We start from the raw sequence: 15,378 nt of genomic DNA, 5'->3' as shown, positions 1-15,378 counted from the left end.
TCAGGCCGGTGCGGATGCGCTGAATGCCTGCATGTTGTTTATTGGCGGCTACGACCACCACCAACATTCCCTCTTTCTCCTGCGTCGGCAGGGTCGGATGTATAAAGGAGACTGGCTGAACGGCACCTACGCCGGGTACAGCCAGGTCTCCCACGCCACCGCCGAGTTCGACGTCACCGGCCTCCTCCGTCCCGGCACCAACCGCCTGGCCGTGCTGGTGCTCAAGTGGTGCGACGGCACCTACCTGGAGGACCAGGACAAGTTCCGCACCTCCGGCATCTTCCGCGACGTCTACCTCCTGGACCGCCCGGCCGCGGTCCTGTTCGACCACGCCGTCACCACCTCGCTGGGTCCGGTGATCGGCGCGGGCCCGGCCACCGCCGTCGTCGAGATCCGCGGCTCCTACCGCGGCGGGGTCGTCCCCACCACCGCCGAGCTGACCGGCCCCGACGGGCGGGTGCTGGCCACCGGCACCCTGGAGCCCTTCACCGGCGACCCCGACCACACCCACCGCGCCCGGCTCACCGTCGCGGCACCCCACCTGTGGAGCGCGGAGGACCCCCACCTCCACACCCTGGTCCTCACCACCCCCGGCGAGGTCATCACCGACCGGGTGGGCATCCGCGAGATCGAGGTGCGGGACGCTGTCGTGCGCCTCAACGGCCGCCCCATCACGCTGCGGGGCGTCAACCGGCACGACTCCGACCCGGTCACCGGCCCCGTCGTCGACCTCGACCACATGAAACGGGACCTGCGGCTGATGAAGGAACACAACATCAACGCGGTGCGCAGCTCCCACTACCCCAACGATCCGCGTTTCTACCAGCTGTGCGACGAGTACGGCTTCTACGTCATGTCCGAGGCCGACAACGAGAGCCACGGCACCCAGGCCAGATTCCTGGCCGACCCGTCCTGGGAGAACCAGGTGGAGCACTGGAACGAACCCATCGCCGACAACCCCGCCTGGACCGAGGCCACCGTCGATCGGATGAGGCTGTGCGTCCACCGGGAGAAGAACCGGCCCAGCGTCATCGCCTGGTCCGCCGGCAACGAGTGCGCCCACGGTTGCACCCTCGAAGCGGCGCTGCAGTGGGTCAAGGGCTTCGACCCGACGCGCCTGACCCACTACGAGGGCTCCTACCACCGCGACTCCAAGCGCCGCTACGACTACTCCTGCATCGACCTGTACAGCCGCATGTACCCCGGCATCGAGGAGATCCGCGACCACCTGGACTCCGACCCCGACAAGCCCTTCATCCTCGTGGAGTACTGCCACGCCATGGGCAACGGACCCGGTGACCTGGAGGACTACTGGGAGATCATCCGCGACGACGAGCGCATGTGCGGCGGTTTCGTGTGGGAGTGGTGCGACCACGCGGTGGCCGCCGGCACCAGCGACGACGGCCGACCGATCCACCTCTACGGCGGCGACCACGGCGAGGACATCCACGACGGCAACTTCTGCGTCGACGGGCTCGTCTCCCCCGACCGCGTCCCCCACCCCGGGCTGGCCGAGCTGAAGAACGTCCAGCGGCCCGCCCGCGTCGTCGACTACGACCAGGACGAGGGCCTGCTCACCATCCGCAACGACCTCGACCACACCGACCTGTCGCAGTACGTCCGCATCTCATGGGAGGTGCGGTGCGACGGTGTGGTCGTGGATCGCGGGGACATCGACCTGACCGATCCCGTCCCACCCCACACCAGCGTCATGCTGCGCTGCGAACCGCGGATTCCGCACGCCGGGAAATGCCACCTGCTGGTCACCCAGCGGCTCGCGCGCCCCGAACCGCTGCTGCCCGCCGGGCACGTCCTGGGTTTCGACGAGGTTGCGCTGCGCAACACCGACGGGCGGCACCGCCGGGTCGCGGCGCTCGCGCACCGTCCCACCGCCCGGGGCCCGGTGCATGTCGCACGGGAGGGGACGCGGATCGAGCTGGAGGCCGCGGGTCTGCGCTGCTGCATCGACACGCGCACCGGCCTGCCCGCCGCCCTGGCCGTCAACGGGACGGAGGTCCTGGAGCGCCCGGCCGGCCTCAACATCTGGCGGGCCCCCACCGACAACGACCGCCACGTGCGCCTGGAGTGGGAGCGCGCCCAGTATCACCGGGCCGCGGCCCGCGCCTACGCCGTGGACGTCGAGGAAGCACCCGGGCGCGTGACGGTCAGCGCCGATGTCGGCATGGTGGCGCCGACGGTTCAGCCCGCGCTGCGCGGCCGGCTGATCTGGACCCTCACCGCCGACGGCGTCCTGGGGTTGAGCCTGCGGATGCGCCGCACCCTCGGGTTCCCCAGCCTGCCGCGCCTGGGGCTGCGGCTGTTCCTGCCCGAGACCATGAACCGGGTCGGCTACCACGGCCTGGGGCCGTTCGAGAGCTACGCCGACAAGCACCGCGCCAGCCATCACGGGGCCTTCAGCGCGGACGTCGCGGACCTCCACGAGGACTACATCCGCCCCCAGGAGAACGGCAGCCACGCCGACTGCGACGAGGTCACCGTCTCCGGCGGGGGCCTGGGCCTGACGGTGGTGGGGCAGAGCCCCTTCTCCTTCAACGCCTCCCGGTACACGCAGGAGGAACTGGCCGCGCGGCACCGCAACACCGACCTGAGGCCGTCGGGCAGCACGGTGCTGTGCCTGGACGCGGCGATGGCGGGCGTCGGTTCCAACAGTTGCGGACCGGCCCTGCGGCCCCGCTACCGGGTGGACCGCCACGAGCTCGGCATGGAACTCCATTTCCTGCTCACCCCCCCTGACCACGCCGAGGTGACATCATGAACGACGCGACGAGAACGGCAGCGGCGGCCGGCGAGAAGAAGTACCTGAAGTGGTACAACAAGGTGGGTTACGGCTCGGGTGACGTCGCGGGCAACGTCGTCTACGTGCTGCTGTCGGCCTTCGTCATGATCTACCTCACCGACACCGCCGGGCTCAACGCGGGTGTCGTCGGCACGCTCATGATGGTCTCCCGGCTGTTCGACGGGTTCTCCGACGTCATCTTCGGCACCCTGCTGGACCGCACCAACACCCGGATGGGCAAGGCTCGGCCGTGGATGCTGTGGGGTTTCGTCGGCTGCGCCGGCATGATCATCGCGATCTTCGCGATCCCCACCGACCTGGGTGAGACCGCCAAGTACGCCTGGTTCTTCATCGCCTACACCCTCCTCAACGCCGTGTTCTACACGGCCAACAACATCGCCTACTCCTCACTGACCGCGCTCATCACCCGCAACGGCTCGGAGCGGGTGCAGATGGGTTCCATCCGGTTCATGTTCGCCTTCGGGACGAACCTGCTCATCCAGAGCATCACGGTCGGGGGCGTGGCGATGTTCGGGGGCGGCGCCGCGGGCTGGCGGACCATGGCGATCATCTACGCGCTGCTCGGGCTGGCGGTCAACACCCTGTCGGTGTTCTCCGTCAAGGAACTGCCCCCGGAGGAACTGGCCGGCGACGACGACAAGAAACAGGAGGACGACACGCTGACGGTGCTGGAGTCGGCCAGGATGCTGCTGTCCAACAGGTACTACCTGCTCATCCTCGTCGTCTTCCTGCTCACCCAGATCTTCACGGCCATGCTCAACATGGGCATCTACTTCATGAAGTACGTCCTGAGGGACGAGAACCTGCTGGGAACCTTCGCCTGGGCCATCAACATCCCGCTCATCGTCGGGCTGCTGGTGACCCCCGTCGTCGTGAAGAGGTTCGGGGAGATGTACCGGGTCAACCTCGGCGGCTACGTCATCGCGACCCTCGGGCGGCTCGGGGTGCTCGTGGCGGCCTATTTCCACGACGTCCCGCTCATGCTGGTCCTCTCGGCGGTGGCCTCCCTGGGCATGAGCCCGCTGCAGGGGACGATCAACGCCATGATCGCGGAGGCGTCGGAACACACCTGGCTGCGCACCGGCAAGCGCATCGACGGGCTCATGTTCTCCTGCACCTCCCTGGGGGTGAAGGTGGGCGGCGGCATCGGAACGGCCGCCGCCGGGTGGCTCCTGGCCGCCAGCGGCTACGACGGCAACCTGGGTGTGCAGCCGGACTCGGCGATCCAGATGATCCACGTCATGTACCTGTGGTTCCCGCTGGTGGCCAACGCGCTCATCTTCTTCCTGCTCACCCGGCTCGACGTCGAGAAGGCCAACGCCCGCCTCCGGGATGGGGCCGACACCTGACCCCGCGCCGCCCGTCGGTTCGCTGGCCTTAACCCGGTTTTGCTGGCCTTGTCCGTGTTTGCTGGCCTCACAGCGCAGGCAAACGTGAACAAGGCCAGCAAACCGTAAAGAAGGCCAGCGAATCAGCGGTAAGGCCAGCAAAACCGGCGGGGTGCAGGGCGGGGCGGGGTCTCACGCGACCGGCGCTGTTTCCTTCTCGTCGGAGTCCTCCGGTGTCGCATCCTCGGTCTTCTTCTTGGGTGCACCGGACATGAGGCGGGCGCTGGTGCCCTCGCCGAGTTCCTCCAACGCCAGGCGTCCGACCATCTGCTGGTTCGTCGTGACGCGCTCCGCCCGGCCGCGGGTGAGGAAGCTGATGAACCAGTGCAGCAGCGTCGACATCCGCTGCTTGAAGCCTGCGATGTAGAGCAGGTGCAACACCAGCCAGGCCGCCCAGGCCAGGAAACCCGAGAACTTGACCTTCCCCGCGCTGACGACGGCGGAGAACCGGGAGATCGTCGCCATCGACCCCTTGTCCTTGTAGGTGAACGGGGCCTGCGGCCGGTTCCCGGCCAGCTGGCCGCGGATGGCTGCCGCCGCGTAGCGGGCCTCCTGGATCGCGCCCTGCGCCACCCCCGGTACCCCGTCGACGGCGGCGAGATCGCCGATCACGAACACCTCGGGATGCCCCGGCAGGGTCAGGTCCGGCAGCACCTTGACCCGGCCCACCCGGTCGGTCTCCGCGCCGGTCTGTTCGGCGATCTGCGGGCCGAGCGGGTTCGCGGACACCCCGGCGGCCCACACCTTGCACACCGACTCCACCCGTTCGGTGGAGCCGTCCTTGCGTTTGACGGTGAACCCGCGCGAGTCGACCTCGGTGACCATGGTTTCCGTCCACACCTCGACGCCGCGTTTCTCCAGCGACCTGCGCGCCGAACCACCGAGGTCCTCGCCGAAGCTGGGCAGCACCAGGGGTCCGCCCTCGATGAGGATCACCCGCGCCTGGCGCGTGTCGATGCGACGGAACTCGCCGACGAGGGTCTTGGAGGCCAGTTCGCGGATCTGCCCGGCCATCTCCACCCCGGTCGGTCCCGCGCCGACGACCGCGAAGGTCAGGAACTTGGACAGGTCCTCTCCCTCCGGGGCGAGTTCGGCCAGTTCGAAGGCCCCGAAGATCCGGGCCCGCAGCTCCAGGGCGTCGTCGATGGTCTTCATGCCGGGCGCGTACCGGGCGAAGTGGTCGTTGCCGAAGTACGACTGCCCCGCGCCTGCGGCGACGATCAGCGAGTCGTAGTCGGTGACCTGTTCGAGGCCGTGGAAACGCCAGTGCACCTGCCTGGCCGCCACGTCGACCTTCTCGACGAGACCGAGCTGCACCGTCACGTTCTTGTTCTTGCGCAGCACCTCCCGGGTCGCGGGGGCGATCTCGCCCTCCGACAGGATGCCGGTCGCCACCTGGTAGAGCAGCGGCTGGAACAGATGATGGGTGGTGCGTGCTATCAACGTCACATCGACGTCGGCGCGCCTCAAGGCCTTCGCCGCGAACAGACCACCAAAACCAGAACCGATTATCACAACATGATGCTTGCGCATATCGGCTATTGTGCTGGGCAAGGCGGCATCATGCCAAGTCAGACTCACCTACTGGGCGGCGCGAGCCCCGAGCATACACCACCACGCCGGTTGAGCCGTACCGCGAGAAACGAGCAGGTCGGCTCAACCAGCTTTGGGTTTCGGGGTCAGATGAGGGCGACGGCGACCGTGGCCGCGATCTCCTCACCGGAGCGGACCGCACCTTCCATGTAGCCGTTGAACCTGGTCGAGTACTCCGCCCCGGCCCAGTAGAGGCACCCGTCGGGGGCCGCCAGGATGGGACCGTTGGAGGTCCAGATCCCGGGCGCGAAGTGCGCCCCGTGACAGCCTCGCGTGTACTGCTCGGCGCTCCAGTCCCGTTCGAGGTAATCGAGGGGTTCGGTGGCCTCCGCTCCGAACGCACGGACGGCCGACTCGACGAATGCGCGCCGCCGGGTCTCCAGGGAACGATGAGCCAGGGAATCGGCTTCCGTCCCCTCGAAGAAACCCATCAGCAGCCCGCGAACCGAGTCGGCCGGGGTTGTGTCAAACGTGACGCGAACCGCCCCCTCGTCAGAGCTCGACTGCCCTGAAAGTCCTCGTTCGCGCCAGAAAGGCGTCTCGTACACCAAATAAGCCTTGATTACGTTGCCGGGCGCCACCTTCTCCGCGACGTCCCGTCTCCACTGCGGCAGGGGTGGGTCGTATTCCAGGGCGACCGCCAGGCGTGGCGGCAGCGTCGAGACGACGGTGCGCGCCTCGATGGTCTCCCCGGATTCGAGCGTCACGACGGCGGTGTCCTCGTGCGTGACCTTCGTCACGGGGCTCCCGAGACGCACCACCTCCCCGAGATCATCGGCCAGGGCCTCACACAGAGCCATCATGCCGCCGTCGACGCGTTGCTGGTTCAACCCGCCGTTGTTGGCGATCATCGTCTCCAGGCTCGGCCCCGAGTTGATCTGCCGCAGGCCCTCCTCGAGGGTCGCGTGCGGGATCATCGGCCCGAAGGCCGCCTCGTAAACCCCTCCGAAACGGGCCTGCGCCCCTCCGGTACGTAAATTGGTGCGCACCCAGCGTCGTAGGTCCTGCCTCAGCCAGGCACCGTTCGCCGTCACCCATGCCGGATCGTCGGCCAGGCGGTGCGCGAGGCGTCGCAGCCTCAACAACCCCTGGCTGAGGTCGGCGACCTCGAACGGGGTCAGTTCCGCCCCGTCCTCGGCCGACGGCACCTCGAGCAATCTGCCGTGGACACGCACCACCAGATTTCCGCGAGCCGGAGTACCAATGGTCCTCAGCCCGTACCGCTCGATCAGTTCAAAGATGGCGTCGTGTCCGGCGCCGATCCATTGACCGCCGAGCTCCACGTACTGGCCGTCGGCAAGGACCCCGTTCTCGACACGCCCCCCCACGCGGTCCCGGGCCTCGAGCACAACAACACCGAGCCCCCGGTTCCGCAGGTCGCGAGCAGCCACGAGGCCCGCCAGGCCAGCCCCAATGATGGCGCAGTCCAGCATGTTTCCTCCCTATGAACCGGCATGCTATTTCCACCCGGATTTCTTACCCTACAAGGGGTTCGATTCCCGTTTTCAGGCGGCCCCGTCAATAGCCCGCCGAACCGCGTCCACGTCCGCCGGGATGCGCGTCACGTGCCTGGGGAGGTCCTCGATCCCGGCGAAACGATCGGGGCGCGGCGGGACGATGCCGGTTGCCTGGGTGATGGTCTCGGCGAACTTCACAGGAAGCGCGGTTTCCAGCACCACGACGGGTCCGGTCACCTCACCGGAGGCCAGCAGCCGGCGGGCGACGTGCACGCCGTCGGCGGTGTGGGGATCGATGAGAACGCGGTCGTTCTCCCAGGTGGCGCGGATCTCGGCCAGCCGGTCGGCGTGGGTGGAGGAACCCGAGACGAAACCGAAACGGTCGCGGTCCTCGCCGGACAGGTCGAGCCGGCCGGTTTCCGGCAGTTCGCGGCCGAACAGGTCGGCGACGCGCGCACCGTCGCGGCCCAGCAGGTCGGCGACGAAACGTTCGAAGTTCGACGCCTTCGAGATGTCCATGGACGGGGAACTGGTGGCGTGGGTCTGCTGCGCGGCGCGGGGCCGGTAGACGCCGGTGCGGAAGAACTCGTCGAGGACGTCGTTCTCGTTGGTGGCCAGCACCAGGTGCCGGATGGGCAGCCCCATGAGGCGGGCGATGTGCCCGGCCGCGATGTTGCCGAAATTGCCCGACGGCACCGCGAACGAGACCGGTTCCTCGCCGCCGGTGCGCAGCCACGCCGCGAAGTAGTAGACGATCTGCGCCATCAGGCGTGCCCAGTTGATGGAGTTCACCGCGCCGATGCGGTGGTCGCGTTTGAAGTCGGCGTCGGCGTTGATGGCCTTGACGAGGTCCTGGCAGTCGTCGAAGACGCCCTCGACGGCCAGGTTCACCACCCCGGGGTCGTCGATGGAGTACATCTGCGCCTGCTGGAACGGGGTCATGCGGTCCGCCGGGGACAGCATCACCACCCGTATCCCGGGCCTGCCCAGCAGCGCGTACTCGGCGGCCGAACCGGTGTCGCCGGAGGTGGCGCCCAGGATGGTGAGGCGCTCGCCGCGGCGCGCCAGCTCGTGGGCGAACAGCTCGCCGAGCAGCTGCATGGCCATGTCCTTGAAGGCCGCGGACGGGCCGTTGCTGAGGTGCGCCAGCCGCACCCCGTCCGACAGTTCGGAAACCGGCACGATCCGCGGGTCGGAGAACTTCCCGGGCGCGTAGGCGCGACGGCAGATGCCCCGCAGGTCGTCGGCGGGGATGTCGTCGATGAACAGGGAACACACCTCGAAGGCGAGCGCCGCGTAGCCGTCGTCGAACAGCACGTCGCGCCACCGGGAGAGGAGTTCTGCATCCACCCGCGGGTACTCGACGGGCAGGTAGAGGCCGCCGTCGGGCGCCAGGCCCTCCAGGAGGATGTCACTGAAGGCCCTGGTGGTGTGGTCGGTGGCACGGGTGGAGACGTATCGCACGGGCAGCGATCCTACCGGTCGGTATCCGGAACGGCCGACAAACCAACCGGGCCGGGCAGCCCTTCGTCGCAGTACGCCGATCCTTCCCGCCCGTACGAATCGCGGGGAAACCTGAGCCGGTACGCGAGCCCCCTGAAGCCGGTTGAGCCAGCACGTGAGCGAAGCGAACGGCTGAGTCGAAACCATCACTGCCACCCGGTAGGCAGACCCGACCACAAGTCCCCGGACACCCCCACCATGGTTTCGACACGACCCACTCGCTGACGCTCGCAGGCCGGCTCAACCACCATCGACACGGGCCCCTCCTTCGTCGCAGGCCGGCTCAACCGGCCCCGGGGAGGGATCGCAGACTATTTGTTGAGGATGTTGCGGCGTGAGAAGCTGACCGACGCCCAGACCCCGAAGACCACCAGCCAGAAGGCCGCGTATCCCAGGGAGTATCCGTAGTCGAGGTGCGGGGTCGGTTCCTGCCGCACCCCGTCGCCGTTGTAGATGGTGCGGCTCCATTCGCCGGTGATGAGGTTGAATGCGTTGGTGGTCGGCAGCAGCCACGCGGTCTGGGCGATGTCCCTGGAGGATTCGAGGAACAGGGAGAGCGCCAGCCCAGCGGAGATCAACACCCACGTCTTGACCGTCGACGCCAAGGCCATCGTCACCAGCGCCGCCAGCATCCCCACCACGGCCCCGACCAGCAGTGCGCGTCCAACCTGCGCTGCCATCACGGGGCCGGCGGTCAGCCCCCCGAGTCCACGCACGTTGAGGTAGAAGAACACGTCCAGGACCACCATGAACATCGTCCAGAAGGCCATCAGAGCGGCCCCGCAGATCGCCGCGGCCAGGGTCTTCGCCCACAGCAGCGGCAGCCTGCGTGGGGTGAAGGTCAGCTGGGTGCCGATGGAGCCGGTGCTGAACTCGGCCCCGATCATCACGGTGATCAACACCACCACGGCGAACAGGCCCGCCTGCATCGTCAGCCCGAGGGTCGCGATGACGAACTGCTCGAAACTCAGCTGGGGACGCAGGAACCCCTCCACCGTGATGTTCGTCGGCAGCATCGAGCAGTCGCTGTTGGCAGGACCCGACCCGCAGATCACCTCCAGGTTTATCTGGGCGTCGTTGGACTGCCGTCGCGCTTCGTCCCAGTCGAGCGCGGTGTAGGGCCTGAGGGTCTCGGCCATCGGGGCCGCGATCCAGAATCCCACCCCCAGCACGAACACCGCCAGCACCATAACCTTCCGGTCGCTGACCAGTCTGAGGAGCTCGGCGCGCAGCAGATTCAGCATCACGCCACGGCCCTTCCCTGCGTGGTGGTGAGTCGTTCGTCCTCGGTCAGTTCCAGGAACACGGATTCGAGGCTGGAGCGTTGCAGGCTGAGATGCCTCGGCCACAGGTCCGCCTCCCCCAGGACCCGGGCCACGGCGGCCGGGTCGAGCCCCTCGTCGCGGGTGACGCGCAACTGCCCGCCCACCAGCTGGCCGCCGAACCCGGCCTGCCGCAGCGTCTCGAAGGCCGCCGGGACGTCGTCGATCTCCACCGCCACGTAGGCGGAGCCGTCGTTGAGGAACTCCTCCAGGTCCCCGGCCGCGATCACCCGGCCCCGGCCCATGATGGACACCGAGTCGGCGATCTGTTCGACCTCCCCCAGCAGATGGCTCGCGACCACGACCGTGCGACCCGCATCCGCGAGGGCCCGCATGGTGGTGCGGATCTCCTGGATGCCGGCGGGGTCAAGTCCGTTGGTGGGTTCGTCGAAGATCAGCAGGTCGGGTTCCCTCAGCAGGGTCGCGGCGATCGCGAGTCGCTGCTTCATGCCGAGGGAGCAGGTGTGGAACGCCGCCCTCTCGCGTCCCCGCAGCCCGACCTCCAGCAGCACCTCCGTGACGCGACGACCCGGTACCCCGGTGGAGACCGCGAGGATCTCCAGGTTGCGTCTCAGGCTCATGTTCGGGGCGAACGCGGGGCTCTCGACGATGGCCCCCACCCTGTTGATCACCTCGGGTAGCCCGTAGGGCACCTCGTGGTCGAGGATGCGCATCTCACCGCGGTCGGGACGGATCAGGCCGAGCAGCATCCGCAGCGTGGTGGTCTTGCCGGAACCGTTGGGACCGAGCAGTCCGTGGACACCACCGAGGGGCACGTCGAGGTCGAGTCCGGACACTGCCTGGACGCGCCCGAAACGCTTGGCGAGACCGCGAATCCGCACGGCCCACGCCCCGGGGGTCCGCCTCCAGCGCTGCTCGGTCATGCCCGCGACCCTAGCGCCCGGGCGCAGGAAAACGCGTCGGCCCGCGGTCGCGGCGAGGTCAGACCCCGGTCCGTTCCTGGAACACGTCGAGATCCTTCGCCTCGAGGCGTCGCCACGACCACCAGACGGCCAGCCCCAGCAGCGGGGAGCCGAGGGAGACCTGGGTGGAGGCCGCCATCACGACCACCACGGTCGCACTCAACCAGATCCGCTGCCAGCGCCGATCGGGCAGCGTCAGGGCGACGAAGGGCGCCACCCAGGTGAAGTACCAGGGCTGCAGGGCGGGACCGAGCAGCGCGAAGGCCAGCAGCCCGCCGAGCAGCACCACCCAGGGACGCCCCGGCTCCCCGGGTCGGGGCCCGAACCGCACCACGAGCCACACCCAGGCCGCCAGCACCGCCAGCCCGGCGACGAGGGTGAGCGCCCGCATCACCGGGGGCAGCGACGCCTCCTGCCCGAGGAATCTCATCGCTTGGATGATCCACGACAGCGGTGAGTCGCTCATCACTGCCAGGGGACTGCCCGCGGTGGGGCTGTTCCACCCGAACCCCAGCCCGGAACCCACCGAGACGCCGGTGAACACCGCGACCGCAGCCGCCCCCGCAGCCGCGGCCCGGCCCGCGAGCCGCCACCAGTCGCGGCCCGGCGAGGCCGCCCACGCCAGGGCGACGATCCCGAGACCGGCGGCCGCCCCCGACTGCTTGATCGTCAGGGACAGCCCGATCAGAGCCCCGCCCAGCAGCAACCCGGACCAGCCGCCGCGCTGCGCCACCATCACCGCCAGGGCGATCAGGGCCACCAGCACGGCGTCGTTGTGCAGGCCCCCGATCCACTGGAGAATCAGCAGCGGGGTGGCGATTCCCGCCCACAGCGCCGTGTTCACGGGGACCCCGACGCGCGACGCGACGCGCTTCACCGCCCACGCCACCACCAGCAGACAGGCCAGGTGCAGCAGCCTGAACAGCAGGATCCCCAGCCAGGGCAGGCCACCGCTGGCCCAGAAAACGGCCGCGAAGACCAGCAACGAGCCCGCCGGGTAGACCGACGTGGTGTCCACCCAGTCCGCCCCGACCGCGATCCCGGGCAGCTGTGGTTCCCCGAGCGTCATGACGTAGGGGTCGTGGCCGTTGAGCACCATCCAACCCTGCGTCAGGTAGGCGTTGACGTCGAGGCTGAACAGCAGCGGGCAGGCCAGCAGCGGCAGCGCCCACAGCACCGTCGCGACGACGGGATGCGGGAACCGCGGCCCGATCCGCCACCACGCGAGCAGCAGGGCCGCGCAGGGCACCAAGAACAGGGCGGCCAGCAGGTAGTCGACGACCGTCACCGCGGGTTGCGGCACCACCCAGGCGAAAGCGGCCGTGACCACGCTGGCGAGCATCCCGAACCCCACCCACCCCCAGCCTCCGGTGGGGTCGGTGATTCGGGGACGCGGTTCAAGAGCAGACATCGGGCACAACTCTAGGATGTGTCACGACGGCACCGGTGGAACGAGGACGCGACGAGCCACGGCACCCCGGGAAGGCCGGAGGATTTTATCAGGAAAATTTCGGAACGAATGGCTGGTTCGTGTCATACGATTGGCTGAAACACCGACGGCAGGGAGAACCATGAAGGCATTCATCCACGTGCTCAAAGGCATCGCCCTGATGCTCACCCGCATCGTCATGGGACTCATCATGGTCACCCACGGCTGGCACCGCTGGCAGAACGAGGGCATCACCGCGGAGGCCACCATCCTCGAACAGGCGGGCATCCCGAACCCCGGACTCATGGTGTGGCTGCTCATCGGATTCGAGGTGATCGGCGGCATCTTCCTGATCTTCGGGTTGGCGACCCCCGCGATCGGCCTCGGTCTGGTGGTCCTCAACATCGGCATCATCCTCACCCTCAGGTCGCACAACTTCTACGTCCACGACTCCGGCTGGGAGTACAACGCCGTGATGGCGATCGTCGGCATGGTGCTGATGACCCACGGGGCGGGCCGACTGGCCCTGGACAACCTGTTCCGAACACCGAAGGACACCGCGCTGCCCGCGCAGGACACACCTCCCGAGGAGGAATCACCCCGACGGCCGGCCCGTTCCCTCACCGAAGAACCCCCACACTCCCCGGCTCCGGAACCCGCGCTCTCCCCCGACGTGGAGCCCGTCCTCGCCATGTCGGACGGCTGGGCCCTCTCATCCCGGGGAACGCATGTCGCACAGGAGACACACAGCAGTTTCATGGCACAACCTCACTCCGGGCTGTCACAGTAGAGGCATGCCTCCCGCACAGCCCACTGCCCTGACCCGCCCCGACGGCACCCCGCTGCGGGTCCTCACCGTCGACGACGAGCCCAGCCTGACCGAGCTGCTGGCCATGGCCATGCGCTACGAGGGTTGGGATGTGACCACCGCCGCCACCGGAACCGACGCTGTCCACGCGGCCCGCGCCGTCAAACCCGACGCCATCGTCCTCGACATGATGCTGCCGGACTTCGACGGCCTCGAGGTGATGCGCCGCATCCGCACCGAGCAACCCGACGTGCCCGTGATCTTCCTGACCGCCAAGGACGGCGTGGCCGACCGGATCACCGGGCTCACCGCCGGGGGCGACGACTACGTGACCAAACCGTTCTCCCTGGAGGAGGTCATCGCCCGGCTGCGCGGGCTGCTGCGACGCTCCGGGGCGACGACGGTGCAGCCGGAGACCCAGCTGGTCGTCGGCGACCTGATCCTCGACGAGGACTCCCACGAGGTCACCCGCGCCGGCGAGAACATCAACCTCACCGCCACCGAGTTCGAGCTGCTGCGCTACCTGATGCGCAACCCCAAACGGGTGCTCAGCAAGGCCCAGATCCTCGACCGGGTGTGGAACTACGACTTCGGCGGCCAGGCCAACGTCGTCGAGCTCTACATCTCCTACCTGCGCAAGAAGATCGACGCGGGCCGCTCACCCATGATCCACACGATGCGCGGCGCCGGCTACGTGCTGCGCCCGGCCAGCGCCTGATGCGCCCGGCCACCCTCTCCGCCCAGCTGCGGCGACGCGTCACGGCCGTGGTCGCGGTGCTGGCGCTGCTGATCTCGGCGGGCACCATCGTCGCGGCGGGCGTCATCATGTACGAGCAGTTCGACAAACAGGTGGACAACGCCAAAGCCCTCCAGGCGCGCGAAACCGGCCAGCAGAACGGCCGTCCGAAGGGCATCCTGGCGCCCGGCACGCCTCCCGGCACCGTCATCGTGCTGCGCAGTTCAAGCGGTGTCAGTGTCGCGTCGAAGATCGGGCACGGCGAGTTCGACAATGTCTCCGCGGATGCCGTCAACGCCCTGTTGAAGATCAACGCGGATGGCCAGAAACACACCGTGGACGTCCCCGAGCTGGGCCAGTACCGGGCGGTCGCACAGTACAACCGCGACGGCGAACTGACGGTGTTGGCCCTGCCGCTGGAGACCGTCAACACCACCATCGTGCGCCTGAGTCTGCTCGCGGCCGCCCTGGGAACGGCGGCCGTGGTGGCGGCGGCATTCGCTACCCGCGCCGTCGCGAATGCCGCGACGAAACCGCTGCGGTCGTTGTCGGCGACGGCGTCGACGGTCTCGCAGCTGGACCTCGACCGCGGCGAGGTCGACGTGCCCGCGGTACCCGACCCGGCGCTGCCCCCCGAACACGAGGTGGCGCAGCTGACCGGCGCCTTCAACCGGATGCTCGGCAACGTGCAGGGGGCGCTCAAGGTCCGGGAGGCCTCCGAGACCAAACTGCGGCGTTTCGTCGCCGACGCCTCCCACGAGCTGCGCAACCCCCTCGCGGCCATCCGCGGCTACTCGGAGCTGGCGGCCCGCGGCGACGGCGCGGACTCGGCGTTCGCGCTGGGCCGGATCGACTCGGAGTCGCGGCGCATGACGAAACTCGTCGAGGACCTCCTCCTGCTGGCCCGGCTCGACGCCGACGCCCCCGTCGAGATGCAGCCCGTCGACATCGTCGCGGTGGTGCTCAACGCCGTCAGCGACGCGCGCGCCGCCGGACCCGATCACGTCTGGCACCTGGAACTTCCCGAGGAGGGATTCGAGGTGCGGGCCAACGCCGACCGCCTCCACCAGGTGATCGTCAACCTGCTGTCCAACGCCCGCAACCACACCCCCGCGGGCACCACCGTCACCACCGTCGCCGGGATCAGGGACGGCCAGGCGTGTCTGATGGTCGTCGACGACGGCCCCGGCATCGCGCCCGACGTGCTGCCCCGGATCTTCGAACGCTTCACCCGGGCCGATGCGTCGCGTCGCCACAACGAGGCGAAATCGACGGGGCTGGGCCTGTCGATCGTGCAGGCGGTGGTCGCGAGCTTCGGCGGCCGGGTGGAGGTGGACTCCCGCCCGGGTCGCACGTGCTTCACGGTCTGGCTGCCCCTGGCCGACTGACCCGGGAAACACC

General features: G+C 68.6%; 11 protein-coding genes. 5 read left to right on the top strand and 6 right to left on the bottom strand.

Annotation, left to right across the window (positions count from 1 at the left end):
- On the top strand, positions 1-2,776 hold a 2,776-nt coding region (locus E0E39_RS00855; RefSeq protein ID WP_245988152.1), incomplete at its 5' end, for a glycoside hydrolase family 2 TIM barrel-domain containing protein.
- Positions 2,773-4,167: an MFS transporter gene (locus E0E39_RS00850; RefSeq protein WP_130873059.1), complete on the top strand. Its 1,395-nt coding sequence runs from the start codon at positions 2,773-2,775 to the stop codon at positions 4,165-4,167. The genes E0E39_RS00855 and E0E39_RS00850, both read left to right, overlap by 4 nt.
- A gap of 171 nt (positions 4,168-4,338) precedes the next feature.
- Here E0E39_RS00850 and E0E39_RS00845 read toward each other — a convergent pair whose 3' ends face one another.
- From E0E39_RS00845 to mptB, 6 genes are all read right to left on the bottom strand, one after another.
- Positions 4,339-5,739, bottom strand: coding sequence for an NAD(P)/FAD-dependent oxidoreductase (locus tag E0E39_RS00845; protein ID WP_130873058.1), 1,401 nt, complete (start codon positions 5,737-5,739; stop codon positions 4,339-4,341).
- A 146-nt stretch (positions 5,740-5,885) separates the two neighbouring features.
- Complete coding sequence (locus E0E39_RS00840; protein ID WP_130873057.1) at positions 5,886-7,232, bottom strand: flavin monoamine oxidase family protein; 1,347 nt, start codon at positions 7,230-7,232, stop codon at positions 5,886-5,888.
- Between the two features lie 72 nt (positions 7,233-7,304).
- The gene (gene thrC, locus E0E39_RS00835; RefSeq protein WP_130873056.1) at positions 7,305-8,720 is read right to left on the bottom strand and encodes a threonine synthase; all 1,416 of its coding nucleotides are present in this window, start codon (positions 8,718-8,720) and stop codon (positions 7,305-7,307) included.
- Positions 8,721-9,070: 350 nt separating this feature from the next.
- The gene (locus E0E39_RS00830; RefSeq protein ID WP_130873055.1) at positions 9,071-10,006 is read right to left on the bottom strand and encodes a hypothetical protein; all 936 of its coding nucleotides are present in this window, start codon (positions 10,004-10,006) and stop codon (positions 9,071-9,073) included.
- Positions 10,003-10,965, bottom strand: coding sequence for an ABC transporter ATP-binding protein (locus tag E0E39_RS00825; RefSeq protein ID WP_245988151.1), 963 nt, complete (start codon positions 10,963-10,965; stop codon positions 10,003-10,005). The genes E0E39_RS00830 and E0E39_RS00825 overlap by 4 nt, the downstream gene beginning before the upstream one ends.
- 58 nt (positions 10,966-11,023) lie before the next feature.
- Positions 11,024-12,415, bottom strand: coding sequence for a polyprenol phosphomannose-dependent alpha 1,6 mannosyltransferase MptB (gene mptB, locus E0E39_RS00820; RefSeq protein WP_130873054.1), 1,392 nt, complete (start codon positions 12,413-12,415; stop codon positions 11,024-11,026).
- Positions 12,416-12,575: 160 nt separating this feature from the next.
- Between mptB and E0E39_RS00815 the strand changes: the two genes are divergently transcribed.
- Genes E0E39_RS00815 through E0E39_RS00805 form a run of 3 tightly spaced genes read left to right on the top strand, consistent with a single transcriptional unit; the run spans position 12,576 to position 15,365 of the window.
- The gene (locus tag E0E39_RS00815; RefSeq protein ID WP_165444584.1) at positions 12,576-13,223 is read left to right on the top strand and encodes a DoxX family protein; all 648 of its coding nucleotides are present in this window, start codon (positions 12,576-12,578) and stop codon (positions 13,221-13,223) included.
- A 4-nt stretch (positions 13,224-13,227) separates the two neighbouring features.
- Positions 13,228-13,959 (top strand): response regulator transcription factor, encoded by a 732-nt coding sequence (locus tag E0E39_RS00810; protein ID WP_130873052.1) that lies wholly within the window; start codon positions 13,228-13,230, stop codon positions 13,957-13,959.
- Positions 13,959-15,365 carry a HAMP domain-containing sensor histidine kinase gene (locus E0E39_RS00805; RefSeq protein ID WP_130873051.1) on the top strand — a complete coding sequence of 469 codons (1,407 nt, stop codon included), beginning with the start codon at positions 13,959-13,961 and terminating at the stop codon, positions 15,363-15,365. Before E0E39_RS00810 ends, E0E39_RS00805 begins: the two co-directional genes overlap by 1 nt.
- The last annotated feature ends 13 nt before the right edge of the window (positions 15,366-15,378 follow it).

This window comes from [Pseudopropionibacterium] massiliense, from assembly GCF_900607225.1.
GTDB classification, from domain to species: Bacteria; Actinomycetota; Actinomycetes; order Propionibacteriales; family Propionibacteriaceae; genus Arachnia; species Arachnia massiliensis.
The sequence above is the reverse complement of the archived record's forward strand: the minus strand, read 5'-3'. Positions and strand labels throughout refer to the sequence as shown.